This is a genomic window from Mesorhizobium sp. M2A.F.Ca.ET.043.05.1.1 (assembly GCF_003952445.1).
Lineage (GTDB): Bacteria > Pseudomonadota > Alphaproteobacteria > Rhizobiales > Rhizobiaceae > Mesorhizobium.
In genome coordinates, this window is record NZ_CP034446.1 from 2,478,246 (window position 1) to 2,501,380 (window position 23,135).

Sequence of the window (23,135 nt, forward strand, 5' to 3'; positions counted from 1 at the left end):
CTGCCGGGCATCTCCCCCTCAAGGGGGAAATTGGCAGCTTCAGCGACGGCGTTCATCTCGCGGCGCTGGAGATTAGCGAAAGTCGAGGTGAAGTCTAATCTCCCCCCTTGAGGGGGAGATGTCCGGCAGGACAGAGAGGGGGCGAAGGAACTCGGCGTATCCCGTTGGCCGAGACCTCCTCATCTCCCTGCGATATCCCTCGCCACTGCCTGCGCCTCGATGCCGATCTCGCGCAGCAGGCCGGTGACGGGATTGTAGAAGCCGACGAGATAGACGCCCAATTCGCTCGCCCGCGCGTCGACGCCGCTCTTGTTCGGCCTGAGCTCCGCCGGCAGGAAGGCGTTATATGCCGGACGATAGCCGGTGGCGAAAATGGCCGCGTCGAATTTCTTCTCCACGCCATCGACGAATGTCGCGCCGTCCCCGGTGAAGCTTGCGATGTCCGGCGCGATCCCGATCTTTCCCTCCTTGATCGCCGCCACGGTGCCGATATCGATTACCGGAATGCGGCCGGCCTCGATGCCTTGCAGGATGCCTTGCTTTGGCCGCACGATGCCGTATCGCTCCAGCCGGCCCAGCGCCAGGTCGAGGATCTTGGGGAACATCCAATCGTTCAGCGCCTGCGGCATGGTCCGGCTGGCGATGCCCACCATCTGGATCGGCACACCGAACAGCTGGCGCGGCACGATGTGGACGCCCTTGCGCACCGAGATGGTGGGGTGAGCGCCGCTTTCGGCCAGGTCGAGCGCGATTTCCGCGCCCGTATTGCCCATGCCGACGATCAGCACATCCTTGCCGGCATAGGGCGCCGCTTCGGTGTAGGCGGCGCTGTGCAGCACCTTGCCCTTGAAATCCTCGATGCCCGGGAAATCCGGCATGATCGGCTGGGCGTTGTTGCCGGTGGCGACGACGACCTTGCTGGCGCTGATCCCGTCGGCGTCCGTCTCGACCAGGAACTTTTCGCCCTCGCGGCGGATGGATTTGACCGTGACGCCGAAGCGCGGCTCAAGGCCGAAGCGCTCGGCATAGGCATCGAGATAGGCCACCACCTTTTCGCGCGGAACGTAGCGGGGATGGCTTTTCGGGAACGGCACGAAAGGCAGCGAGGAGAAGGATTTCACCGTGTGCAGATGCAGCCGCCGGTAATGCCGCCGCCAGGACGGCGCAACCTCATCAGCCTTTTCGAGGATCAGGAAATCGACGCCCGCCTGTTTGCGGCAGGCCGCGACGGCGAGCCCGGCCGGGCCGGCACCGACAATGACGACATTGGTCTCCAAACGCTTTTCCTCCGGCCAAAGCGGCAAAAGCTATGACGGGAGGCGTTGGAGGGGCAAGTAGGGAGAAGCACCCATGCTTCCTGCGTAGGCGCCGGCACCCTATCCCCCTCCTGTCGGCCCACTCAGGGAACCGTTTCCAGCCGTCAGGAGTTTTGTCCCCCGGCGGATCGCGGGTACTCATAAATTGAGGATGGTCATGCAACAGGTCGGCGAGTCCAACAGCCCAGTTCAGCCCCTCGATGAGATGGAGCAGCAAACCATTATGCGCATTGAGGAAGCTGAGGAGCTCATTGAGGAGAACCGCCGACTCATAAAGCGGTCCCGAGAAATCCTTGCGAGCGCACCCGAGCTGCCTGCTGCGTCTGGCAAGGCAAAGCAACGGACTTGAAAGCTGCTCGTGCCAAGGCTTTTACGGAAAAGCCGTCTTCAGCCGCTCCGGCGTCAATAGATTCTCGGGTAAAGGGCTGTAGCTTGGCGGCAACAGCTTGCGCGATGAGGCGCGCCGGTCTGCGATCTTGCCGTGACACTCGATCGCAGACCGGTGTCCACTCCTGGGTAGAAATGGGACGGCCCGATACTGACGCATCGCCACCACGGCCGCGATGTCAAATGTTAAATCCTGGCAGCCGCGCCGGCACCTGCTTCGTTGCGAAAATCGGTCCCACCCGGAACATTTTAGCGAGATTGAATGTTCCAAACTTATGGACAGTCGACATGAGCTCTCGGCGGAACAGGTCAGACTCGCCCGCGCCCTCTTGAAATGGTCGCGGGTGCGACTTGCTTCCAAGGCCAATCTCAGCGAAGCAACGATCAGCGGAATCGAAAACGGGCTAAAGAACACCCGGCCTAGCAGTGTGCTTGCTGTGCGGCTGGCTTTAGAGGCTGGGGGAATTGTCTTTGCGCCGGACGGGCGCGCTTCGATAGTAGATCCGAAAGGCCAGATCACCGCCGACAATAGAACGTGGCGCCGGCGGATGGCGGACCGCTCCTTGACTCGCGACCGATCTGAGGTGCGATCTCAAATGAGAGCCGTCGCTCTAAAGAAAAACCCGCCGACCTAAGCCGACGGGTCATCTTCCCTCAAACTGCTGTGCGCCCCTTTCCCCGGATGGTCCGCCCGAAACCCAGGAAACCCCGCACAAGCCCTTTCTAATGGAATCTCATGTAAAGGGCTGTAGCTTGGCAGCATCAGCTAGCCCGACTAATGAGGCAACGACCGTGCTGCCGCTTAGGACATGTGTGAGCGACCCAGAGCCAGCCGTGACAGCGAAACAAGCTCTTCCTCATCCTCGATGCCGGCCATGAAGTTGGCGAGGATTCGTGACGCCAGGGCCTCACGTTCATCGGCAGTCTGCTCCTCAGTTTTCAGCCGGTCGAACACCCTTGCCAGGAACTCCAATTCAGCAGGCTCGAGAATTCCGGCGTCCTGCGCCTTCTGGCGAACTGGCATCGCAGTAACTCCATCCTACTTTTCGCGAAAATCCTTGAGCGAGGCATGACGCAACGTCTCCTCGCCCTTGAGGAACTTCACCCGTCCGACCAGGCCCGGCTTCAGCCACTCCGCCTTCTGCTTTGCCAATCCCTTTGGAGGCGGAGCACCAACTTTGCCCTGCACGCGTTCCCAGAGAGCCTGTCGTTTGTCGGCTTTGAAGGTCACAAACGCACCGCCCATGTACCGGCCCTTGTCGGCCATCAGCACCATGGCAGGCTTCCCCGCCTCACGCTGCACGCCAATGATGTCCATTTCGGCTTCGACGTAGCACTTGATTTTCCGCCAGTTCATGGTCGCGCCGGAGCGATAGACACTGTCGAGGCGCTTCGAAACGATGCCTTCCAGGTTGGCCTCGCACGCGAGGTGGTAAACGGCGTCGCCAGTACCCGGCAGAGCCTCCGAGAACTGGATATGCCCACCTGCCGGGATAAGCGCTTGTAGCACCTCCCTGCGATCTTTCAGGGCCATGTCGCGCAAGTCATGGCGATTCAGATGCAGGAGGTCGAACGCGACGAAATAGAGAGCCTGAGGCCGCCGTGTGATAGCCGAGCGCAGCGCATGGAAGTCGGACAGGCCTTTTTCGTTGAGCACAATCATCTCGCCTTCGATAATGAAGCTCTTTGCCTCCAGGGTTTCGGCTTCCTTGGCGATCGACTTGTACTTCGCAGTCCAATCAATACCCGACTTTGTGAACACACGGACGCCTTCATCGTCCTTGACGATCTGCGATCTGTAGCCATCGAATTTCACCTCATGGCTCCAACCGTCTGCCTTTGGCGGTTGCTCGACAAGCTCAGGCTCCATCGGGCGAATGAAGGACAGCCGAACCGGCTTACGCATGAGAGGCCCAACGCATCACTCAAGTTTAATTCAATAGCGCAGGGTCGTTTCAGTTCCGTTAGCTGCAGCTAATGGGAACATTCGGTGCGGAACTCTGTTCTCTCTCACCAGGAGGTACAGCTATGGCAGACGACAAAACCAAGCGCGATTTCAGGGACCGCGACCGAGTTTCGGCGAATGAGGACTACGAGGTTCGCTACTTCGCCAAACAGCATCGCATCACGCCCGAGCAGGTGCGTGAACTGATCGGCGAGCACGGCAACGACCGAAAGACGTTGGAGCGCGAGGCGAGGAAGCTTCGAGGATGACCAGGCTTTCCGAGCTCGGTCCGCCGAAAGGGGTGACGGTGCACCGCCCGCCGGGCTCCATTCGGAATTCCGACTTCTATCGCTGCGAGACGTGCGGCCAGGTCGTCGACTGCAAAGACATCAGACAGGTTATGTGGCACCAGTTCCAGGATGAGCATGAGCCGCTTGAACAGGACAGCTAATCGGTAACGCGGCGATACCGGAAATGACCGCGGATATGGTCGTTGAAAAAGCGGCCTTTGACAAAGGCCGACCGGAACGCGGCGTAAGTCTCCGGTGGCACGCCCTCAAAGTCGTAGCGCTTGCCGCTGGCCACGAACCACACAGAGAGGATCCTGCTGGTCGGATCGTACTCTGTTTTCTTGATCGAGGTGGATGGCAATAGCGCACCTTGCGAGTTTGCATTCGCAAACGCCGGGAACGCGGCTTTTGTTTCAGGGATGGGGATCTATAACGCCTCCCCATGAAGCGCCGGCGCCCTAGTCCGCCGCGCGGGGCGCCTCGGGCTCGTCGTCTGGCGGTTCGAGGATCTCGATCAGTCTCGCCACGCGGGCGCCGGGCATAGCGTGGCCTTCATTCACCAGCGCCTCGTCGGCGCCGATCCAGGCGAAGGCCTCGCGCAGCTCCTCGAGGCTTGCGCCGGTGAGCGCGATGTCGGCGATGACGGCCTCGTCGACCGGTCCAAGCACGGAAATGATCTCGTTGCGGGTCATCTTGTCCTCCCCCATCGGTTGGGATGATTGGCCAAGGAAACGGATGACGGGCGGAGCGGGTTCCGGCGCGGCGTCTCGTAGTCTCCTTCCTCAAAGGACGGATTGCCCGTGCGCTTTGATCTCGCATGAGACAACCGCTATGCACCTAAAGCGCGTCGCGATCTTTCGGATTCGCTCCATGCGCTTTAGGTCTTTGGTTTTACGCATGTCTTTATCCCGAAACCGGTTCCCACTTTCGGGAGACATGCTTTAACGCACGGAATCCCATCGAGTCCCTCATGAAATTCGCCATCCTGCTTTGCGCCTTGCTTCTTGCCTCCCCTGCCCGGGCAGACTGGAAGCCTATCGAGAGGATCGAGACCTATGCCGTCTCCGGGCAAAGCGCGGAGCAGCTCTATCTGTCGATCGGCGAGAAAGGCCCGCTGGTCGGCGCGGCCGGCGGCGGCAGTCGCGTCATCGCGCATACGTTCTTCAAGCTGACCTGGCAGCGCGACTACCAGCCCCAAGGCAGCGCCTGCGTGCTGAAGTCGGCGCGGCCGAAGCTGATCATCACCTACACATTGCCGAAGCCGGCCGGAAAGCTGGACCCCGCCCTGCAGGCGCGCTGGGACAGGTTTGCGGCCGGGTTGATCGCGCATGAAAAGGTGCACGGCGCCGGCATCGTCGACATGGTCGACAAGATCGTCGCCTTCAGCACCGGTCTCACCGCCGAGAACGATCCCGGCTGCAAGAAGGTCAGGGCCGAACTGACGGCCTATCTCGACCAGCTCTCCAGGGCGCAGCGCCAGGGCAGCCGCGACTTCGACACGAAAGAATTCGGGCGGGACGGCAATATGTTGAAGCTGATCGCGGCGTTTCTGGGCGGCGGCTAACGGATCGCCACCAGCTTCGCCGCGTCGCGGATAGCGCGCACGGCGTCGGGATTGGTGACGGGATACCCCGCAATGAAGCCGTCGACCGAGAAGCCTGGAAATTCCGTGCGCAACCTGCCCGCGATGGCGGCCGCCTCGGCCCCCTCGCCCTCCCTCGCATGGGCGAGCATCAGAAATATCAGCACGTGCGGAGAATCCGGCGTGCTCCGTCGCAGCGCGGCTATGGCGTCCCGGTACCTGCCAGCCGTGAACAGGACGCGCCCCTGCATGCCGAAATACCATGGCGGGGCAAGCGGGTTGAGGCGCATTGCGCGCTCGATGAGCGGGATCGCTTCGGCCGGATCGCCGGCGACCAGCGCCTTGCTGCCGGCAAGCAGCGCCAGTGTGTCGGCGTGATTAGACCCACATTCGAAGGCGCGCCGGTGGGCTCTTTCAGCTGCCTCCAGATCGCCGAGGCAGCCCATGAGATCGCCGAAGCAGTTGTGCGCAGTGCTGTCGCTCGGGTCGAGCCGCAGGGCATTCTCGGCCGCCCAGCGCCATTTGGCGATCGAGGCGTTCAGATCGTCGCCGAAGCCGTTGCAGGCTTCAATCGAATAGGCGTAGGCAAGTTCGGTCCAGGCCTTGACCAGGGTCGGGTCAAGATCGAGCGCGCGTGAAAACAGCCTGATGGCTTCCCTGTTGCCGCTGCGGCTGAAGGTGTTGTGCTGCTCGACGCCCAACAGATAGCAGTCGTAGGCGCGCAGGCTAGCCGGCGGCTTGCGGCGGATCGCATTGCGCCCGACCGTGGCGATCGTTCCGAAACAGCCGGCGAGCACGTTGATGACGCTTTCGGTCAAGCTGTCCTGCAGCGCAAAGATGTCCTCCACGGGCCGGTCGAAGCGCTCGCTCCACAGGCTGACGCCGGTCGGTGCGTCGGCGAGTTCCATCGTAAGCCGTACCCGTCGGCCGTCCGCTCGCAATTGACCAGACAGGATATAGGCAGCGCCCAACGCCTTGCCGTCGGCGGCGAAATCGGCCGGCCTGCTGCCAAGGGCCTTCATGGTGTGGAAGGCAACGACCGGTAGGTCCGCGTAGCGCGCAAGATCGACGGTAATGTCCGAGGACAAGCCGTCGGCAAAACGGCGCCATTGCTCGTCGGCACTCAGGCATTCGATAGGGAATATCGCCAGCATCGGCGAAGCTTCGGGCCCGTTCGGCGACGTGGCCGGCGCGGCTGCGATGGCGTTGATATGCATGGCGAGCGCGACCTTGCTGCGCACGCCTAGCTTTCATAGATGGCGGCGAGATGGGTGCGCACGGTGGACGGCGCGATGAACAGCGCCTCGCCGATCTCGCGATAGGTCATGCCGGCGGCGAACCTCTCCGCCACCGCGCGCTCGCGGTCCGACAACGCCTCCGAGGTCGTCACGATGCGGTTCATGGCTTGTCCTGCCAGCGGGCATAGATGCGATCAACCGTAGAACCATCAAAATACTACAAATGCAGGACCCAAAACACTGCATGCGGCCGATGGTTCGGCGCATGGCGAAGGTTCAGGCTCCCCGCATGCCCCTATCCATGGGGCAGCGTCCAAACGAGGGAGCCGACCATGAAAACGATGCTCGACACCATATCCGAATTCCGTGACGCCGTGCGGCTCGATCTCAGCGAACCGCTGACGGACGCCCACCCGGCCGAGCAGCGGCCCGGCCTGTTCGACCTGCTGTCGGCATGGGGCGAGCGGGCGCGGTTTCGTCACGAGCTTGCGATCAGGGCGCGCGAGACGCCGCATCTCATCGGCGATATCGGCCTGACGATGGACCAGGTGCGCGACGAACTCGCCAAGCCATTGTGGCGCCGCTAGGCCGGACGGATTCAGCGAAAAATCAGGATTGTTTCAGGACAAACGGACGCCCTCGGGACGATGATGGCGTTCATGGCGGCACATGGCGCCAGCCACGGAGGTCATCATGCATGCGAGGACTGACACATCATTTGCACCGACGTCGCTGTCGCGGGGTGAAGCGCTGAGCATGCTTTCCGCGGGCATCGCGGGACCCTGCTGCGGCGAGGCCAACGAGATGCTGGCCTGGCTTTACCTGCTGCCGCCCAACGAGACCGCGCCAGGCGAGGCTCGCGTCGAACCGAGCGCCGCACGGCGCCGTTCGTGGCTTGGCCTGCTCGGCATGTTTCGCGCTTGACCTTGCCGGCATTTGCCCTCCCAATGAACCCCGCGCAATCAGGCGTGTCGATGGGGCAAGGGCTTGGCGCTACGAATTGGCGGCGCTGTTCTCGATCTTGACCGGGGTACGCTCCGGCGCGACGGCGAGATTGTGCCCGTCCGGCCAAAAACCCTGGAACTGCTCGCCTTCCTGACGCGCAATCCCGGACGGGTGCTGAGCAAGGACGAGCTGTTGCAGGCCGTCTGGCCGGGCATCATCGTGAGCGAGGACTCGCTCACCCAATCGATCCGCGACGCGCGCAAATCGATTGGCGACGAGGCGCAGGCGCTGATCCGCACGGTGCCGCGCCGGGGCTACCTCTTCCAGCTTCCCGAGACCGAGGCCGCGCAGCCGCCGGCGGCGGCCGCGGCGCGGGCGGAGCCCACGGTGGCGGTGCTGCCGTTTGATGTGGACGCCGCCGACGCCACCGCCAAGGCATTGTTCGACGGCGCCGTCGAGGAAATCACCAACGCGCTTTCATACTTCAAGACCGTCGCCGTGCTGGCGCGGCACTCGGCCTTCGCCCTGGCCGAGCATTCGCGCGAGGACATCCGGGCAACCGCGGAGCGGCTCGGCGCGGACTATATCGCCGAAGGCCGCGTCGAAACCGCCGGGACGGAGTATAGCGCGCGCGTGGTTCTGACCGAGACGGTATCCGGCCGGCGCGTCTGGTCGCAGGGCTTCACTTTTGCCACGGGCGATATCTTCGCTTTCCAGACGATGGTGGCGCAGCGGATCGTGACGGCGCTGGTCGTCAACATCGAAAGCGCGGTGATGCGGCGCGGCCTGCCGGCACCCGCCGCCAATGTCGAGGCCTATCTGCATTTCCTGCGCGGCAAGGAGCTGTTGCGCAGCTATGGCGAAGGGGTCAACCAGGCGGCTCGCGCGCATTTCCTCAAGGCGATCGAGCTCGATCCGCAATCAGGGCTGGCGCATGCCTATCTGGCCCTCGCCGAGGTTATCATCGGCGGCTATAACGACGCCCCGCGCGCCGTGCTCGACCAGGCGCGCGACCGGGCGCTGCATGCGATCGCGCTCAGCCCGGACGAGGCGCGCTGCCACCGCATGCTGGCGCTGACGCTTCTCTATCGCGGCCGGGACGAATACGACGCGGTCGAGAAGCACTTCGCCCGCGCGCTGGATCTCAATCCCTACGATGCGGACACGCTCGCCCAAACCGGGTTCTTCCGGGCGCTGCGTGGCGACGGCGAGGCCGGGCTGGCCCTGCTCGACAAGGCCATCCAGCTCAATCCGATGGATCCGACCTGGTACTATTACGACCGGGGCGAAGCCCTGCTGATCCTCGGCCGCTACCGCGAGGCGGCGGCGTCCTTCTCATGCCTGCCCCGCAAGAGCGCCTGGCAATGGGCAAGATTGGCAACGTGCTACGCCCTGGCCGGTGACGCCGGAAAGGCGCTGGCCTGCGTGCGCGAGGGACGCGCCCTGGAGCATGGCCTCACCATTGCGAAAATCGTCGAGGAAACGCGCATGGAGCGATCCGAGGACCGCGAGAGAATACGTGGGGGGCTCGAGTTGGCAGGCTGGGACGTGAGCCAGCCGCCGCTCGCTAGAAGCTGATCTCCACCGCCGCGGCGCTTCGCCTGGCCTCGCCATGGAACACCGCCTCGATGTTGTTGCCGTCGGGGTCGAGCAGGAAGCAGGCATAGTAGCCGGGATGGTAATGGCGCTCGCCAGGCGCGCCATTGTCTTTGCCGCCGGCGGCGAGCCCGGCCTGGTAAAAGGCATCGACCATGGCTCGGTCCTTCGCCTGGAAGGCGAGATGATGGCGGCCGGTCAGCACGCCGAGCGCCGCGCGGCTGTCGGCGCTGGAGACGAACAATTCGTCGGCCCAGAAATAATCCTGCGCCTCGCCGCCGATCGGAATGCCCAGCACCTCGAACAAGCCGCCGTAGAAACGCCGGCTGGCCGCAAGGTCGCGCACCACGAGCTGGATGTGGTCGATGAGCCGGCCGCGATAGAGTTCCATGGGTGACGCCTCCTGGATGCCGCGGCTCAATCTAGAAGGGCCCGGTGCGTGGTCAAGACTGCTGACAGTTCGAGAGGCCGGCGAGACAGCGCCCTGCGCGAAGGAACGCGGCCTTTCCAGCAGTCCAATAATCGATAGGAAAAACCAGATAAAAAATGCAACCGGATTTGTAGGATCGGACCCCGCTTCGGCGTCCTTCGGACGCAAGCGGCCCGGTGGACTGGAAAAATCGTGCCGCATCAAACAGGATGCCTTACGGCATGGAGAAGAACCATGAACCATTCCTATCGTTGGGTCATCGTCGCGGCCGGCGCGCTGATGACCTGCGTGGCGCTCGGCGCCATGTTCTCGCTGGCGATCTTTCTGGAGCCGATGTCGCTCGACACCAACTGGTCGCGCACCGGCATCTCCAGCGCCATGACCTTGAACTTCCTCGTCATGGGCCTTGGCGGTTTCGCCTGGGGCGCGATCTATGACCGGGTCGGCGCGCGGCCCGTGGTGCTTGCTGGCGCTGTGCTGCTCGGCCTGTCGCTGGTGGTGGCGAGCCGCGCCAATTCGCTCATCGTCTTCCAGCTCAGCTACGGCATCATCGTAGGCCTTGCGGCCAGCGCCTTCTTCGCGCCGATGATCGCGCTCACCACCGCTTGGTTCGACACCAACCGCAGCCTTGCCGTGTCGCTGGTCTCGGCCGGAATGGGCGTCGCGCCGATGACCATCTCGCCCTTTGCCCGCTGGCTGATCACCGCCTATGACTGGCGCACCGCCATGTTCGACATCGGCGTGATGGCCTGGGTGCTGCTGTTGCCCGCCGTCTTGCTGGTGCGCCAGCCGCCGGCGGCGGCCGCGGCAAGCGACGGCGCGCCGGCGCCCGCCGCCGACGGTCCCGGCCTGAGCGTCGGCCAGGCGCTGCGCTCGCCGCAATTCATCGTGCTGGGGCTCACCTTCTTCGCCTGCTGCGCGGCGCATTCGGGCCCGATCTTCCACATGGTGAGCTATGCCATGTCCTGCGGTATCGCGCCGATGGCAGCGGTGTCGATCTACAGCGTCGAGGGCCTGGCCGGCCTTGGGGGACGCGTGCTCTACGGCGTGCTCGGCGACCGGCTGGGCGTGAAACCGGTGCTGGTCGCCGGGCTTGCCATCCAGGGGCTGGTGATCGCCGCGTATCTTGCCGTCGGCCGGATCGAGCAGTTCTACCTCCTGGCCGTCATCTTCGGCGCCACCTATGGCGGCGTGATGCCGCTCTACGCGGTGCTGGCGCGCGAATATTTCGGCCTGCGCATCATCGGCACGGTGCTTGGCGCCGCGACGCTGCTCTCCAGCCTCGGCATGTCGCTCGGGCCGCTCGCCGGCGGCATGATCTACGACGCCACCGCCAGCTACCACTGGCTGTTCATCGGCTCGGCGCTGATCGGCCTGGGCGCGGCCGGCATCGCCATCGCCTTCCCGCCGCAGCCCAGCCGGCAGAAGCTGCAGATGGCGTGAACGAGGCGCTGTAAATGCCAATCTCCCCTCAAAAAAGGGGAGATTGCGCATTCCAGCGCTTACCCCGGTAACACTCCTTCGAGGGCGATGATGCGCGTGTGGGCGCAGCGGAAGCGGATTTGCTTCAGCCTCTCATACTCCGGTGAGTCGTACCACGCGGTCAGCGCAGCCATGTCGGGAAACTCGATTATGACCAGACGGTGCGGCTCCCAGTCGCCCTCGAGCACTCGCGTCGTGCCGCCGCGCGCGAGATAATGCCCGCCATAGCGAGCCTCGGTTGCCGGCACCTCGCGCCGGTACTCGTCGAACATGGCCATGTCGGTGATATCGACGTCGGCAATCAGATAGGCGGCCATGCTTGTCCTCCTTCTCTTCGGCAAAGCGATTGAAGGCATTCATTTTATATTAGCTACAACTCATATTGAAGTCGGGCGGCACCAGAAACTGGACGACGCCTTCACCATGCGCACCTTGCGATGAAGAAGCATGTGATGCGGTGAGCCGGGCGCGCCCGAAATGTCAGTTGGCCAACGGCTTCACGCAGCCCCCGCCCCCGTGCGCACGGCCTCGCGCTCGCTCTCGTCGCGTTGCACCCGCTCGTCGGAGATCAGCACCACCGGGCACGGGGCTCGGCGCAGGACGGCCGTCGTCGTCTCGCCGAAGATGAGTTCCTCGCCCTGCCGCCGCGCCACACCCATGACGATCAGCGACACATTGCGGCCGGCCTGGCGGGCGATGGCGTCGGCGGCCGCGGCCCGGCTTCTGATGGCGGTCTCGATCTCGACGCCATAGCGGTCTGCGAGCGCGACGATATCCTTCAGCACCGCTTCCCGGCGGCGATGCGAGACGGTGTCGCGCGGCTCCTCGCGGACGGCGCGCGCGACATAGAGCATCTTGACAGGCGCGCCGGTGACGGCGGCAATTGCGAGCGCCAGCTCGGCGCCGCGGCGGGCAACCGCCGTGCCGTTGACCGGCACCAGTATCTTGCCCGATCCGGGGCCGAGTTTCGGCATCTGGCGACCAGCGCTCGCCGGCTTCAGCACAAGGCAGAGCGGCCCGTCGAAGGCGCCGGCGACTTCGTTCAGCCGGTGCGAGAAGCCGCCCTTGGCGGTGAGGGCGCGGCCGAGGCCGACAAGCAGCATGCCGTAGCCCTTGCGCGCCTCCTTGGCGACCGCCTCGGCCGAGAGCACTTCGTGCTGGCGGCGGGTGACCGGCGCTTCCCGCACCGGCTCCTCGTCGCCCTCCTTTGCCGCCTCGCGGCTGTCCTCGGCGCCCTTCTCGATTTCCTCCAGATGCAGGCCCTCGGTCGGCTCGGCATCGGTCTCGCCGCTCGAATGCAGCACCGTCGTAGGCTTGCCGGCGCCGATGACGCCGGCGAGATAGGCGGCGAAGCGGCCGACGACGCCCTCGTCGACCACGACCAGAAGCCGCTCCAGATTGGCGACGAAGCCGCGCTGATCGATCTCCTCGCGCTCCAGGCGCTTCTTCTCCTTCTCGCCGATCGGCAGGCGCCGCAGCGCCCAGCGCAAGGTCGGCGGCATCGCCAGCGTGGTGATCACGGCCATGGTGAGGATCATGGTGAAGAGGTTGTGCGAGAGCACGCCCATGGACAGGCCGATCGAGGCGACGATGACCTCCGTGGAACCTCGCGCATTCATGCCGCAGCCGACCGCGATGCCTTCGGCGCGGCTCATGCCGGCCACCTCGGCGCCGATGAAGGCGCCGCCGAACTTGCCCATCGAGGCGATCACTACCAGAGCCACTGTGAGCAATGCCAGCTGCGGGTCGACCAGCACGGTGAGATCGGCCGACAAGCCGGCGACGCCGAAGAACACCGGCATGAAAAGCGCCGTGATGATTCCTCGCAGCTGCCCTTCGATGTGGCGCGACAGGATCGGCGATTCACCCACCAATATGCCGGCGACGAAAGCGCCAAGCACGGTGTGCACGCCGATCAGGTCGGTGATCAGTGCCATCACCCCCATGATGGCGAGGATGACGGTGACCACCGCATATTCCGAGCGGAACGTGTCGTTGGTCCAGCGGATGGCGTCGAAGACGATACGGCGGCCCAGCGTGAAGGAAAACGCCATGAAGAGGGCGACGCCGGCGATGGTGAAGCCCAGGCTGGCGATCTCAATCCGCCCCTTCGTGGCGATGCCGATGGTGATGGCGACGACCACCCAGCCGATCGTGTCCTCGATGATGGCCGAGGAGACGATGATCTGGCCGAGATCGCGGCGCATGAAGTTCATGTCGCGCACCACCATAGCGACGATCTTGACCGAGGAGATGGAGAGCGCCGTGCCGAGGAACAGCCCGGCGACAATGCGCTCGCCGCCGGCGGCAAGCAGTGTCTCGGGCATGAACTGGGCGGCGATGAAACCGAGCGCGAAGGGCACGGCAACGCCAGCCGCCGAGATGGAAAAGCAGGCGTGGCCGACCCGGCGCACCAGCCTCAGATCCGTCTCCATGCCGGTGAGCAGAAGCAGCATCAGAACGCCGAGCTGGGCGATGGCGTTGATCATCGATTTCTGCGTCGGATCGCCGGCGAAGACCAGTCGCTCGGCCGCCGGCCAGACCCAGCCGAGCAACGAAGGCCCGAGCAGGATGCCGCCGATCAATTGCCCCATCACCGCCGGCTGTCCCAGCGCTTCCAGCACCTCGCCGATGCCGCGGCCGACGACCAGGAGCAGGATCAGCTCGGCGACGAATACACCTTCCGAGGACATGCCGGTCTTCTCGGCGGCGAAGGCGACGGCAGGCATCAAAGCGAGCGCCGCCGCTGCAAGCGCGATCCAGACCGACGGCGACCGGCGCCGATTGAGCATGTTGGACAAGATCGCCCCTCATTCCTCGCTTCGGCTTAACGGTCTGGCGCAAGGATCGGTTGCACGCCTGATAGCAGCGTTTCCTCGCCCCATGAAATGGGGGAGAGGTGGCTCGGCGAAGCCGAGACGGAGAGGGGAGCGCCGGTTCGACCGGCAAAGGCACTTCGAAGAGGAGGGCTTCCGCCCTACGAAGCCCCCTCTCCGTCCGCTTCGCGGACACCTCTCCCCCGCTTTGCGGGGGCGAGGAAACGCTTCCCTACAATTCTATTCAAATGCCAGCGCCGATTTTTGCTTCGCGGTAAAGCGACTCGACGATGTTGGCCGCCAAGGCGGGGCAATAAGGAGAAGCTAATGAAAAGCGACTTTGCCGCCGCCCACCTGCACCTCGACCGGGCGTGCCATTACCTGCGTGGCGATGATGAAACGAGCCGCGCGGCGCTTCAGGCACTCGACCTTGTGATCGACGCGGTGGCGGCAGCCCAGCATGCCAGGCCGGTGGCCGACGTGCTGCCCTTTCCGCGGCGCGCGAATGGCGGCGTTCCGCCGCTTGCATCCTGACTTATCCGCCTGAAAAGGCGGGAACATTTTGGGCCGGCCACACGTTGTGCTATACGGGGTGTGGCCGGCCTGTTCTTAAGTCGGGATGCGGCCGGCCATGGCGGCGGGAGGCGCATGGCACGATGTCCCAGACGAAGGCCGCAAAATCCACCGACGCGGCCAGGGCCGCGAAATCCATCGAGGCGAACGCGCCGGCAAGATCCACCGAAAAGGCAGCACCGCCCCGCGCTTCCGACACGCTGGCACTGAAGCTCAGCTCTCCCGAATTCACCACGACGCTGTCGCATTTCCACCGCGCCGAGATCGCGCGCATGGCCGGCTGGCGCGACCGGCTCGACCGCACCAGCAACTGGGCGATCACCGTGGTGGCGGCGATGCTGTCGGTGTCGCTGTCGACGCCTTCCGCGCATCACGGCGTGCTTTTGTTCGCGATGCTCCTGATCACGCTGCTTTTGTGGATCGAGGCGCGGCGCTACCGTTTCTTCGACGTCTACCGCGCCCGTGTGCGGCAATTCGAGCGCTACTATTTCGCGCAGATCTTTTCGCCGCAGCCGGATTACGCTTCCAACTGGCTGGCCATCTTGGGCGAAGGCCTGCGTTCGCCGCGTTTCCTGATCACGCAGCGCGCGGCGCTGATACGCCGGCTGCGCCGCAACTACATCTTCATGTATACGATCCTGCTGCTTGCCTGGATCCTCAAGATCACCACGCCGAGCCTGTCGCGCGAAGGCTCGCCGATCGGCTTCGGCGCCTCGCTGGTCGACACATTCCGGGTGGCGACGCTGGGACCCATCCCCGGCGTCGTCGTGGTAAGCGGCGTGGCCGTCTGCTACCTCGCGCTGCTCGCCGCCGCCTTCCTCATCCGCGCCGATGACGGCGAGCTGTCCGTCGGTGATGTGCATGTGTGAGGGAAGGAGGGAGGGAGCAGGGGAGTAGGGGAGTAGGGGAGTAGGGGAGTAGGGGAGTAGGGGAGTAGGGCAGTAAGGCAGTAAGGCGGTAAGGCAGTAAGGCAGTAAGGCAGTAAGGCAGTAAGGCAGTAAGAAAATCAGGCCACGCGAACCCAGCGACTTCCACCCCCCTATTCCCTATTCCCTATTCCCTATTCCCTATTCCCCTGTCTCACCTCAGGGGTGCAGTCCACTGCCTTATTCCCCTACTGCCCTTCTGCCGTACTGCCCTACTCCCCTCCTTCCCTCACCCGCACCAGCAGCCGCAATCGATTGCCCTCCGGATCGGCGGTCGAAATCACGCCGCCTTCCCTTCTCGCCGGCGCCTTGGCCGCCTCGAGCCTGCGCTGCACGGCGGCGAGCTCCTGCGCCGAGCCAAGCTCGATGGTGAAATGGTCGAGGCCGGCGGCATCGGGCGGCGGTTCGCGCAGCTCGCCGCGCGCCCAGATGTTGAAGGCGATCATATGCGCGCGGCGCTCGGTGCCGCAGTCGAACATGCCGAAGGTCCGGGACTGGATATGCGGCCGGAAGCCGAGCACGCCGAGATAGAATTCCATCAGCGCCTCGGGCGCGCGGGCGCGCAAATGGATGTGGCCGATGAAGGCGTCCCGCGCCATCCTCGGCTCGACATGGCCGGAATTGCCGAGGTCGCGCAGCAGGCCCGACATGTCCAGCGGCTCCAGCCCGGAATGCGCGCTGCCGTCGACGGCAATCAGCGACACGCGGCCGTCGGGCGAGACTTCGCGGCGCAGCAGGCGTTCAGGCGTGTCGAAGCATATCTCGATGCCGTTGCCGGACGGATCGGAGACGTAGAGCGATTCCGAAACGAGGTGGTCCTGGGCGCTGTATCGCAACCCCGACGCCTTGAGGCGAGCGGCCGCATGGGCGAGGTCGCGGCGGGTGGTGACGTGGATGGCGACGTGGAAGAGATCGCGCGACTTCTGCGGCAGGGCGACTTCCGCGCCCGCATGGAGCACGATCAGCGTCCGGCCGCCGGCGCCGAGCTGCGCTAGGACGGCGTCCTCCCCGGCCGGCGCCAGCCCGAGCGTGTCGCGCCAGACGGTCAAGGCGGCCGGAATGTCGGTCACCTTGAGATGGACCGGCCCGAGACGCGTGGCCTGAGACAGCAATCCTTCGTCCATCGTCGTCTGCTCGATTGCGGTCGGTAGATATATTAGCTCCGAATGATATTTATGTCTCGCGCCAAGTTCGGGTTGACCCCTCCCCGGCGGGCGGCGACTATCGCAAAGCAGGCTGTTTTCAGCAGCTCCGAACGAAGCAGGAGGACCTCCCATGGACGACACCGACCACTGGCGCAACATGGCGAGCGCGCCGCGGGACGGCAGCCGCATCCTGGTGACGGTGCGCTCCTCCGAGCAGGGACCGGCCGAGGTCGACATGGCCTATTGGTCGCGTGCCGACCAGTTCGGCGAGGAAGGCTGGCGGGCCTCGGACTCCTCGCCCGGCCGGGTGGTCGAATATGCCGAGCCGGAACTCAGATGCTGGATGCCGCTGCCAAGCGCCGGGCGAGGCTCGATGCCCAGCCCCTGGGAGGGCGAGGACGTGCCGCTGGTGGATGGCGAAGGGATTTAGCGCCTTCACCCCACCGCCACAATCACCTCCCCCGCTTCGACCCTCACGCCATAGGTACGCAGATTGATACATGGCGGCAGGCGCTTGGCGGCTCCGGTTCGGTAGTCGAAGGCGCCGGCATGTTTCGGGCATTCGACCTCGTAGTCCATCACGAGACCGTCGGCTATATGCACCGCTTCATGCGTGCAGAGCCCGTCGGTACAGAAGACCTCGTCGTCGGGCGAGCGGAAGATGGCGTAAGTCTTGCCGCCATGGTCGAAGCGGCGCGCGCCTTCCTGTTCGATGTCGTCGAGACGGCAGGCTCTCACCCAGTTGGTCATCTTCTTTTCCTTTGCTTTGCGAAGTCGCCTCACCGGAGCGCCGACTCACTCCGCCTCTGATTTTCGGCCCCTTGCGGGATTGCTTAAGTGGGTGCGCAACCAGGCTCTGCGTGGCTGTCTGTGCAGGCGTCACTTCGCGGCAGCGGCGTTGGCACGCGCCTTCTTCTTCTCGTAACGGGCGTCCATGCGCGCGGCGGCTTCCTTGCTGCCGTCGTGGAAGGTGCCGAACCAGCGGTCGAACGGGATCAGGCCGTCGCCGTAGTTCACCTCGAAATATTTGTGATGCAGGTAGTGGATGTAGGCGTGGCTATCGACCGACGTGTCCTCGGTCAGCTCGATCTTGTCGAAGCCGACATGGCCGGGAATGGCGCCGAAGCCGGCATAGTGGAGCTGGTAAAGCGCCAGGACCGGATTCGACGGGATGATCAGGTGCCAGAAGGCGACGCCGAGATAGCCGAGCTGCTCGACCGGATGCATCGACAGCGACGACCAGGGCGACGGGTTGACCGAATTGTGGTGCACCGAATGCACCCATCTGTAGAGCGGCCCCCAATGGATGGCGCGGTGAAGCAGGAAGAAATGCGTCTCGTGAATGACCGGCACCACCAGCGCCATCAGGAACAGGTAGACCGGGTGCTCGGCGAAGGTCAGCCACGGCACGTAGCCATTGGCGTAGGCGTAGAGGATCGCCACCTCGATCGCCGTCCAGATCGGCATGCCGGTGCCGAAGGTGCGCAGCATGTTGTCGATGCTCTGGTTCTCGAAGAGGAAGGCCTTGTTCTTCTGCTCCGAGGGCCATTTGCCGTTGTATTTGAAGTGGTTGCCCTGGGCCTTCAAAATGTAGAGTCGAAGCTCGAAGGCGCCGAAGAAGACCAGCAGCGCCGCGCAGTTGACGAGGAACAGCCGCAGGATCCAGCCGACGGAGAGCGTCCTCATCGTCTCGGCGTCGGGCAGCACGTAGCGCCACCAGACAACGGCGGTCAGCGCGAAGAGCAGATTATAGGGCAGGAAATAGCTCGGGAGCCATTTCAGCACCGCCAGCGGGCGCGGCGGAAAGACGAAGAGCGGCGCGGTGCCGGCCGGTTCGTTCGGGGTCCAGTCGCCCCGCTTGTTGCGCGTGCCGAATTGCAAATCGTCCATGATGGGCCTCACAGGGACTGGGCAAGGGTGAGGAAGCGGTCATAGGCGGCATCGTCCATGTCCACCTGGTGCCTCGCTTCCGGATAGCTGCCTTCGGCGACGTCGCGGCCGAAGGCGCGGAAGGCGGCGATGCGCTTTTCCTGCTGCTCGGCTTCCAAGGTGACGAAGTCGGCATAGCGCTTGGCGTGGCGCGGATAGTGGCCGGCATGGGTGCCCAGCACGTCGCAGGAGAACAGATACTGCGTGTCGCAGGCCGTGCCGCAGCCCATGCCCATGGTGATCAGAGGAGTCGAGCGGGTGATATGGTCGGCAAGGCGCACCGGTACCACTTCCACCTCGATGCAGGCGGCGCCCGCATTCTCGAGATCCTTCGCCGCGCGCAGCACCCTGAAGGCTTCCTCCGCACTGCGGCCGATGGCGCGAAAATTTGTCCAGGTGGCGCGGTTCGGCACCAGGCCAATATGGCCGGTGACTGGAATGCCTTCCGCCGCCATGGCCTCCACGAAGCGCGGCGAATGCGATGAATACACCGCGTCTGCGCCGCGCTTCATCATGGCGAAGCCAAGCCGCACCGCCTCTTCAGGCGAGGCGACCGCGCCATGCGGCATGCCGACGGAGAGGAACGCGTAAGGTGCCGCCTGGCGGATGGCTTCCAGATTATGGTCGGGCTCGCAGGAGAGGATGACGATGTCGCAGGCGACCGCGGCCGCCGCCTCGGCCGGGGTGTCGACATGCAGCTGCAGCCACTTTCTGCTGCCTTTGGCACTCTGCAGGTCGTAAGCCGTCAGCCGTCTCGCCACCGATGATCCTCCCGTTTCGCGAGGAGATAACACCGCGCCCCGGTGGGCGCCGCTTGTTCCTTGATCAAATCAGATCAAAGGTTCTCGGCGGTGAAGGTGATGAAGCGGATCGGTGGGTTCTCGACCGGCAGGTCGTGCAAATTGAGTGCGGCGAGCACCAGGTCAATGGCGCGGCGCGCCTGCGCTTCGGGCGCCTGGTCGAGCACGACATCCATCGTGCCCTCGCGCAAGGCCTTGGTGCTGCGCTCGGTGAGTTCATGGCCGACGAAGAAGATATCGCGGCCTCTGCCGTGCTTGCGCAGCACCTTGTTCAGTGCGGTGTTGGCGCCGCCGGCATTGTAGAGGCCGGCAAGGTCGGGCCAGCGCTTCAAGGCCTCGTGCAACTGCTCGGCATTACGATCGCCATCGTCAAAACCGAAAAGGGCCGCGACCGGCTCGAAGTCCCTGCCCTCCTCGTTCAGGTAATCGAAGAAGCCGCGCACGCGGTCGCGGTGCACGCGGTAGATCTGACTATGGCAGATCGCGATCACCTTGCCCGGCCGCCGCTGCATCTTGGCCATGAGCAGCCCGGCCATGCGGCCAGCGGCGTAATTGTCGATGCCGACATAGCTGCTCTTGGTGAGGGATATCTGGGTGACGATCTGCACCGTCGGGATGCTTTCCGCCTCGAGCTTGCGCAGCGCCGCGCTCACCAGCGGATGGTCGGGCGCGGCAAGGATCAGCGCCGCGCGACGCATCTCCGGCTCAAGGATGCGTTTGGCGATCGCCGCCGGATTCGTCTCGTCGAGAAAGGTACGGTGCACGGCGATCGAGCGGTCGAGCGTCGCGGCGATGCGCTCAAAGGCGCGGGAAAGACGGGCGAAGAAGGTTGCGTCCGGCCTGACCAGGATCACCTCAATGCGGATGACGCCGCGATGCGCCTCCGGCAGCCGGCGCGGGTAATCCAGCGAACGCGCCGCCGCCACCACCTTCTCGACCGTCTGCGGCCGCACCCCGCCCCTGCCGTTCAGCACGCGCTCGACCGTCGCCGTGCCGACGCCGGCGCGGCGCGCGATTTCGAGGAAGGTGGGCTTTGAGATGGGTAGGCTCCCGGGATGTCAGAACACAAGGTAGCCAGAGGTTGTAAGTTTTCCAAGTTGAGCGTTGGCTTTCCCTCGCGCCCCTCTGCCCGACATCCCCCCACGGGGTAGATTGGCGGTATCGCCGAAGGCGACGTTCCTGCAACCTTCGCCAATTACCGGCGTTTGCCGCCCCTGTTGAAGCCGGCTTCAAGGCTTGAGTGTGAGAGGAGAGCCCTTTTCGGCGCGCCGCCGAGACACTGCCGCGCCAACCGGGCCACCGCTGCAACAAGCCGAAGCGCGACCCCTTCAAAATCGACAATGGGCATACCTGCCTGCCGATGCTCGCGCTGGCGGTCCAGGTACCGCGACAGGGCGATATCCTGCCGAAACGGCGCGCCGATGTCCTGTTCGCCGGGTCGGTCGGCGTCATGCCAAAATGGCCATTCGCTTGGGCGTTGCACGGCATCCTCCTGAATCAGTATCCAGTGCGGACAATCTGCCCAGGGGCCGTGAGAGACGCGGAGCAATTGGCGTGATGAAATCGTGAAAACGACCACCCGCATGAGATCGCGGTTGAATTAGCAACCGCTAAGCGAAAGAATTGGCTCGATCACAGTCGGGGTGGCTTCCGATGACGGCGCCGCATCTTCACCTGCTGGGCGGTTTCGACTTTGCCGGCGTCGGGGTGAAGGCTCCCGCCTTCAGCCGCAAAGCGCGCGGCATGGTGGCCTATCTTGCGCTGCAGGCCGGCCAGGCGCAGTCGCGCGAGAAGCTGGCCGCGCTGCTGTGGAGCCTCAATGGCGAGGCCCAGGCGCGGATGAGCCTGAGGCAGGCGGTCTCTTCCGTCCGCAAGGCCATGAGCGTCACCGGCGGCGGCCGCTTCCTGACTGATGGCGCGAACATCGCGCTTCACCTCGACGATTTCGATTTCGACGTGGCACGCTTCGAGGCGCTGGCGGCGAGTACCGCGATCGAGGATCTCGAACGGGCCGTGGCGGTCTATCGCGGCGACCTGCTCGACGGGCTCGGCCTGCGAGAAGAGCCGTTCGAGGAATGGCTGCGGGTCGAGCGTGAGCGCCTGCGGGCGATCGTCGTGTCAGCGCTGGACAGGCTCATCAATCACCACATGGCTGCCGGTGATCCGGCTTCCTGCATAAGGGCCGCCCTGCGCCTGGTGGCGATGGAGCCGCTGCGCGAGGACGCCCATCGTGCCCTGATGCGAAGCTACGCGGCGCAAGGGCGTATCAATCTCGCGCTGAAGCAGTATGAGCTGTGCCGCGACGCGCTGCAGCGCGAGCTGCGGCTGATGCCGGAAGCCGAAACCCGGCACCTGCATGAGGAGCTGCGCGCGCGCCGCACCGCGCCTCCTGCCCGGCCCCCGGCTTCGAGCGCCGACCCCGATGCCGCGCGACCGCCCACCCGCTATGTCAAATCGTCTGGCGTCAACATCGCCTATCAGATCACGGGCGATGGGCCGGTCGACCTCGTCTATGTGCCGGGCTGGGTCTCCAATCTCGACCTTGCCTGGGGATCGCCGCGCTTCGCGCATGTGCTGAAGCGGCTCGGCTCCTTCTCGCGACTGATCCGCATCGACAAGCGCGGCACCGGCCTCTCTGACCGCAATGTCGGCCTGCCGACGCTGGAGCAACGCATGGAAGACGTGCGCGCCGTGCTGGACGCGGTCGGCTCGAATCGCACGGTGCTGTTCGGCAGCTCCGAAGGCGGACCGATGTGCATCCTGTTTGCCGCCACCTATCCGGAGCGCACCGCGGCCATGGTGCTCACTGGAGCTTATGCGAGAGGCACATGGTCGAAGGACTACCCTTGGGCCCGAACAGTTGATGAGGTGCAACAGGATATCGACACCGTCGAGCGACAATGGGGCGAGCCGGCCGACATGCGCAACGCCGCGCCCAGCCTGATCGACAACATGATCGAGCGCGAGTGGTTCGCCGCCTATCTCAGGAATTCAGCCTCGCCGGCGGACGCGATCGCGCTCTGGCGCTGGGGCACCGAGATCGACGTGCGCGACATCCTGCCGGCGATCCATGTCCCGACGCTGGTGCTGCAGAGAACCGGCGACCGGTGGGTGAGGCCGGAGGAAGGACGCTACCTGGCTGCGCATATCGAAGGCGCCAGATATGTCGAGCTTGCCGGCCGGGACCACGTAATCTGGGGCGAAGGTTGCGACGGCCTGATCGACGAGATCAGGGATTTCGTGACCGGCGCGCTGCCGGCGGTGCGAGCGGAAAGGGTGCTGATATCGGTGCTGGCGCTCGCCATCGACGGCGCGGCCGACGACGCGAAGGCCTCAGAGCGGGCAGACATCGTTCGCGACGAATTGCTGCTTGGCGGCGGCACGGAAATCAGACGGTCGCGAGGCAGGCTGCTCGCGGCGTTCCAACGGCCGACGCGCTCGATCGAAGGCGCGATGACCATCGCCAACCGCCTGAAGCCATTCGGCCTCGAGGTGCGGGCGGCGATTCACATCGGCGAGTGCGAGGCGCGCGGCGGGGATTTTTCCGGCATCGCCATCGAGGTCACGTCGCGGCTGCTGGATCATGCCCGGCCGGGCCAGATCATCGCATCGCGAACGATGCGCGACCTGGTCGTCGGCTCCGGCCTGACCTTTGAGGAACAAGGCGAGATGAAAGCAAGCGGCCTGCCCGGCGCGCTCCAGTATTTTGCCGTCACCGGCGTGCCAGGCCCCTGA

The 23,135-nt window shown here is 64.6% G+C and carries 28 protein-coding genes; 12 read left to right on the forward strand and 16 right to left on the reverse strand.

From position 1 onward, the window contains the following. Nucleotides 1-179: 179 nt before the first annotated feature. Nucleotides 180-1,277 (reverse strand): NAD(P)/FAD-dependent oxidoreductase, encoded by a 1,098-nt coding sequence (locus tag EJ069_RS12115; RefSeq protein WP_126061476.1) that lies wholly within the window; start codon nt 1,275-1,277, stop codon nt 180-182. Nucleotides 1,278-1,978: 701 nt separating this feature from the next. On the opposite strand from EJ069_RS12115, the gene EJ069_RS12120 reads away from it, so the two are divergent. Continuing rightward, nucleotides 1,979-2,338: a helix-turn-helix transcriptional regulator gene (locus EJ069_RS12120; protein ID WP_126061477.1), complete on the forward strand. Its 360-nt coding sequence runs from the start codon at nt 1,979-1,981 to the stop codon at nt 2,336-2,338. Between the two features lie 167 nt (nt 2,339-2,505). Here the strand turns inward: EJ069_RS12120 and EJ069_RS12125 are convergent, their stop codons facing one another. Together EJ069_RS12125 and EJ069_RS12130 are read right to left on the reverse strand one after the other, a co-directional pair. Beyond that, nucleotides 2,506-2,727: a hypothetical protein gene (locus EJ069_RS12125; RefSeq protein WP_126061478.1), complete on the reverse strand. Its 222-nt coding sequence runs from the start codon at nt 2,725-2,727 to the stop codon at nt 2,506-2,508. Nucleotides 2,728-2,742: 15 nt separating this feature from the next. Then, nucleotides 2,743-3,609 carry an RNA ligase family protein gene (locus EJ069_RS12130; protein WP_126061479.1) on the reverse strand — a complete coding sequence of 289 codons (867 nt, stop codon included), beginning with the start codon at nt 3,607-3,609 and terminating at the stop codon, nt 2,743-2,745. A gap of 122 nt (nt 3,610-3,731) precedes the next feature. Between EJ069_RS12130 and EJ069_RS12135 the strand changes: the two genes are divergently transcribed. Together EJ069_RS12135 and EJ069_RS12140 are read left to right on the forward strand one after the other, a co-directional pair. Further along, nucleotides 3,732-3,917, forward strand: a complete 186-nt coding sequence (locus EJ069_RS12135; RefSeq protein WP_042642958.1) for a DUF3606 domain-containing protein — start codon at nt 3,732-3,734, stop codon at nt 3,915-3,917. Then, nucleotides 3,914-4,099: a hypothetical protein gene (locus EJ069_RS12140; protein WP_126061480.1), complete on the forward strand. Its 186-nt coding sequence runs from the start codon at nt 3,914-3,916 to the stop codon at nt 4,097-4,099. The genes EJ069_RS12135 and EJ069_RS12140 overlap by 4 nt, the downstream gene beginning before the upstream one ends. On the opposite strand, the gene EJ069_RS12145 is transcribed toward EJ069_RS12140, so the two are convergent. Beyond that, the gene (locus tag EJ069_RS12145) at nt 4,096-4,299 is read right to left on the reverse strand and encodes a KTSC domain-containing protein (protein WP_126061481.1); all 204 of its coding nucleotides are present in this window, start codon (nt 4,297-4,299) and stop codon (nt 4,096-4,098) included. The two genes, EJ069_RS12140 and EJ069_RS12145, sit on opposite strands and share 4 nt — an antisense overlap. A 97-nt stretch (nt 4,300-4,396) precedes the next feature. Then, nucleotides 4,397-4,630, reverse strand: coding sequence for a hypothetical protein (locus EJ069_RS12150; protein ID WP_126061482.1), 234 nt, complete (start codon nt 4,628-4,630; stop codon nt 4,397-4,399). 278 nt (nt 4,631-4,908) lie between these two features. Between EJ069_RS12150 and EJ069_RS12155 the strand changes: the two genes are divergently transcribed. After that, a complete protein-coding gene (locus EJ069_RS12155; protein WP_126061483.1) occupies nt 4,909-5,502 on the forward strand; it encodes a DUF922 domain-containing protein in 594 nt (197 codons plus the stop codon). On the opposite strand, the gene EJ069_RS12160 is transcribed toward EJ069_RS12155, so the two are convergent. Continuing rightward, nucleotides 5,499-6,761 (reverse strand): tetratricopeptide repeat protein, encoded by a 1,263-nt coding sequence (locus EJ069_RS12160; protein WP_245456519.1) that lies wholly within the window; start codon nt 6,759-6,761, stop codon nt 5,499-5,501. The two genes, EJ069_RS12155 and EJ069_RS12160, sit on opposite strands and share 4 nt — an antisense overlap. A 2-nt stretch (nt 6,762-6,763) precedes the next feature. After that, complete coding sequence (locus EJ069_RS33265) at nt 6,764-6,922, reverse strand: helix-turn-helix transcriptional regulator (RefSeq protein WP_245456520.1); 159 nt, start codon at nt 6,920-6,922, stop codon at nt 6,764-6,766. Nucleotides 6,923-7,090: 168 nt separating this feature from the next. Between EJ069_RS33265 and EJ069_RS12165 the strand changes: the two genes are divergently transcribed. From EJ069_RS12165 to EJ069_RS12175, 3 genes are all read left to right on the forward strand, one after another. Continuing rightward, complete coding sequence (locus tag EJ069_RS12165; RefSeq protein ID WP_126061484.1) at nt 7,091-7,345, forward strand: DUF1127 domain-containing protein; 255 nt, start codon at nt 7,091-7,093, stop codon at nt 7,343-7,345. A 106-nt stretch (nt 7,346-7,451) separates the two neighbouring features. Continuing rightward, on the forward strand, nt 7,452-7,682 hold the full coding sequence (locus tag EJ069_RS12170; protein WP_126061485.1) for a hypothetical protein: 231 nt from the start codon (nt 7,452-7,454) through the stop codon (nt 7,680-7,682). 63 nt (nt 7,683-7,745) lie between these two features. After that, the gene (locus tag EJ069_RS12175; RefSeq protein ID WP_126061486.1) at nt 7,746-9,281 is read left to right on the forward strand and encodes a winged helix-turn-helix domain-containing protein; all 1,536 of its coding nucleotides are present in this window, start codon (nt 7,746-7,748) and stop codon (nt 9,279-9,281) included. Here the strand turns inward: EJ069_RS12175 and EJ069_RS12180 are convergent. Then, nucleotides 9,271-9,690, reverse strand: coding sequence for a VOC family protein (locus EJ069_RS12180; RefSeq protein ID WP_042642970.1), 420 nt, complete (start codon nt 9,688-9,690; stop codon nt 9,271-9,273). The genes EJ069_RS12175 and EJ069_RS12180 overlap by 11 nt on opposite strands. Nucleotides 9,691-9,963: 273 nt before the next feature. Here EJ069_RS12180 and EJ069_RS12185 point away from each other — a divergent pair, with 273 nt between their 5' ends. Then, nucleotides 9,964-11,172 (forward strand): MFS transporter, encoded by a 1,209-nt coding sequence (locus tag EJ069_RS12185; RefSeq protein ID WP_126061487.1) that lies wholly within the window; start codon nt 9,964-9,966, stop codon nt 11,170-11,172. 59 nt (nt 11,173-11,231) lie between these two features. On the opposite strand, the gene EJ069_RS12190 is transcribed toward EJ069_RS12185, so the two are convergent. Both EJ069_RS12190 and EJ069_RS12195 read right to left on the reverse strand, forming a co-directional pair. Beyond that, nucleotides 11,232-11,528, reverse strand: a complete 297-nt coding sequence (locus EJ069_RS12190) for a DUF1330 domain-containing protein (RefSeq protein WP_126061488.1) — start codon at nt 11,526-11,528, stop codon at nt 11,232-11,234. Nucleotides 11,529-11,708: 180 nt separating this feature from the next. After that, entirely contained in the window at nt 11,709-14,003 is a 2,295-nt protein-coding gene (locus EJ069_RS12195; RefSeq protein ID WP_189476476.1) for a cation:proton antiporter, read from the reverse strand. 351 nt (nt 14,004-14,354) lie between these two features. Between EJ069_RS12195 and EJ069_RS12200 the strand changes: the two genes are divergently transcribed. Next, nucleotides 14,355-14,561 (forward strand): hypothetical protein, encoded by a 207-nt coding sequence (locus EJ069_RS12200; RefSeq protein ID WP_126061490.1) that lies wholly within the window; start codon nt 14,355-14,357, stop codon nt 14,559-14,561. Nucleotides 14,562-14,683: 122 nt separating this feature from the next. Further along, nucleotides 14,684-15,469: a DUF2270 domain-containing protein gene (locus EJ069_RS12205; RefSeq protein ID WP_126061491.1), complete on the forward strand. Its 786-nt coding sequence runs from the start codon at nt 14,684-14,686 to the stop codon at nt 15,467-15,469. 269 nt (nt 15,470-15,738) lie between these two features. Here EJ069_RS12205 and EJ069_RS12210 read toward each other — a convergent pair whose 3' ends face one another. Then, complete coding sequence (locus tag EJ069_RS12210) at nt 15,739-16,650, reverse strand: VOC family protein (protein WP_126061492.1); 912 nt, start codon at nt 16,648-16,650, stop codon at nt 15,739-15,741. Between the two features lie 151 nt (nt 16,651-16,801). Between EJ069_RS12210 and EJ069_RS12215 the strand changes: the two genes are divergently transcribed. Further along, complete coding sequence (locus EJ069_RS12215; protein ID WP_095820718.1) at nt 16,802-17,101, forward strand: hypothetical protein; 300 nt, start codon at nt 16,802-16,804, stop codon at nt 17,099-17,101. 5 nt (nt 17,102-17,106) lie between these two features. Here EJ069_RS12215 and EJ069_RS12220 read toward each other — a convergent pair whose 3' ends face one another. From EJ069_RS12220 to EJ069_RS12240, 5 genes are all read right to left on the reverse strand, one after another. Next, nucleotides 17,107-17,421 carry a MocE family 2Fe-2S type ferredoxin gene (locus tag EJ069_RS12220; protein WP_126061493.1) on the reverse strand — a complete coding sequence of 105 codons (315 nt, stop codon included), beginning with the start codon at nt 17,419-17,421 and terminating at the stop codon, nt 17,107-17,109. A gap of 129 nt (nt 17,422-17,550) precedes the next feature. Then, nucleotides 17,551-18,561, reverse strand: coding sequence for a sterol desaturase family protein (locus tag EJ069_RS12225; protein ID WP_126061494.1), 1,011 nt, complete (start codon nt 18,559-18,561; stop codon nt 17,551-17,553). Between the two features lie 8 nt (nt 18,562-18,569). Next, a complete protein-coding gene (locus tag EJ069_RS12230) occupies nt 18,570-19,361 on the reverse strand; it encodes a 3-methyl-2-oxobutanoate hydroxymethyltransferase (RefSeq protein ID WP_126061495.1) in 792 nt (263 codons plus the stop codon). Nucleotides 19,362-19,435: 74 nt separating this feature from the next. Next, nucleotides 19,436-20,440: a LacI family DNA-binding transcriptional regulator gene (locus EJ069_RS12235; protein ID WP_126061496.1), complete on the reverse strand. Its 1,005-nt coding sequence runs from the start codon at nt 20,438-20,440 to the stop codon at nt 19,436-19,438. A 155-nt stretch (nt 20,441-20,595) separates the two neighbouring features. Further along, nucleotides 20,596-20,883 carry a hypothetical protein gene (locus EJ069_RS12240; protein ID WP_126061497.1) on the reverse strand — a complete coding sequence of 96 codons (288 nt, stop codon included), beginning with the start codon at nt 20,881-20,883 and terminating at the stop codon, nt 20,596-20,598. A gap of 170 nt (nt 20,884-21,053) precedes the next feature. Here EJ069_RS12240 and EJ069_RS12245 point away from each other — a divergent pair, with 170 nt between their 5' ends. Next, on the forward strand, nt 21,054-23,135 hold the full coding sequence (locus tag EJ069_RS12245) for an alpha/beta fold hydrolase (RefSeq protein WP_126061498.1): 2,082 nt from the start codon (nt 21,054-21,056) through the stop codon (nt 23,133-23,135).

Bases quoted from the DNA above. Each gene is read 5' to 3' on its own strand.
- EJ069_RS12135 (WP_042642958.1), top strand. From the start codon at position 3,732: ATGGCAGACGACAAAACCAAGCGCGATTTCAGGGACCGCGACCGAGTT.
- EJ069_RS12210 (WP_126061492.1), bottom strand. From the start codon at position 16,650: ATGGACGAAGGATTGCTGTCTCAGGCCACGCGTCTCGGGCCGGTCCAT.
- EJ069_RS12225 (WP_126061494.1), bottom strand. From the start codon at position 18,561: ATGGACGATTTGCAATTCGGCACGCGCAACAAGCGGGGCGACTGGACC.
- EJ069_RS12140 (WP_126061480.1), top strand. From the start codon at position 3,914: ATGACCAGGCTTTCCGAGCTCGGTCCGCCGAAAGGGGTGACGGTGCAC.
- EJ069_RS12150 (WP_126061482.1), bottom strand. From the start codon at position 4,630: ATGACCCGCAACGAGATCATTTCCGTGCTTGGACCGGTCGACGAGGCC.
- EJ069_RS12215 (WP_095820718.1), top strand. From the start codon at position 16,802: ATGGACGACACCGACCACTGGCGCAACATGGCGAGCGCGCCGCGGGAC.
- EJ069_RS12200 (WP_126061490.1), top strand. From the start codon at position 14,355: ATGAAAAGCGACTTTGCCGCCGCCCACCTGCACCTCGACCGGGCGTGC.
- EJ069_RS12130 (WP_126061479.1), bottom strand. From the start codon at position 3,609: ATGCGTAAGCCGGTTCGGCTGTCCTTCATTCGCCCGATGGAGCCTGAG.
- EJ069_RS12245 (WP_126061498.1), top strand. From the start codon at position 21,054: ATGACGGCGCCGCATCTTCACCTGCTGGGCGGTTTCGACTTTGCCGGC.
- EJ069_RS12195 (WP_189476476.1), bottom strand. From the start codon at position 14,003: ATGCTCAATCGGCGCCGGTCGCCGTCGGTCTGGATCGCGCTTGCAGCG.
- EJ069_RS12220 (WP_126061493.1), bottom strand. From the start codon at position 17,421: ATGACCAACTGGGTGAGAGCCTGCCGTCTCGACGACATCGAACAGGAA.
- EJ069_RS12120 (WP_126061477.1), top strand. From the start codon at position 1,979: ATGGACAGTCGACATGAGCTCTCGGCGGAACAGGTCAGACTCGCCCGC.
- EJ069_RS33265 (WP_245456520.1), bottom strand. From the start codon at position 6,922: ATGAACCGCATCGTGACGACCTCGGAGGCGTTGTCGGACCGCGAGCGC.
- EJ069_RS12165 (WP_126061484.1), top strand. From the start codon at position 7,091: ATGAAAACGATGCTCGACACCATATCCGAATTCCGTGACGCCGTGCGG.
- EJ069_RS12170 (WP_126061485.1), top strand. From the start codon at position 7,452: ATGCATGCGAGGACTGACACATCATTTGCACCGACGTCGCTGTCGCGG.
- EJ069_RS12125 (WP_126061478.1), bottom strand. From the start codon at position 2,727: ATGCCAGTTCGCCAGAAGGCGCAGGACGCCGGAATTCTCGAGCCTGCT.
- EJ069_RS12180 (WP_042642970.1), bottom strand. From the start codon at position 9,690: ATGGAACTCTATCGCGGCCGGCTCATCGACCACATCCAGCTCGTGGTG.
- EJ069_RS12155 (WP_126061483.1), top strand. From the start codon at position 4,909: ATGAAATTCGCCATCCTGCTTTGCGCCTTGCTTCTTGCCTCCCCTGCC.
- EJ069_RS12190 (WP_126061488.1), bottom strand. From the start codon at position 11,528: ATGGCCGCCTATCTGATTGCCGACGTCGATATCACCGACATGGCCATG.
- EJ069_RS12185 (WP_126061487.1), top strand. From the start codon at position 9,964: ATGAACCATTCCTATCGTTGGGTCATCGTCGCGGCCGGCGCGCTGATG.
- EJ069_RS12205 (WP_126061491.1), top strand. From the start codon at position 14,684: ATGTCCCAGACGAAGGCCGCAAAATCCACCGACGCGGCCAGGGCCGCG.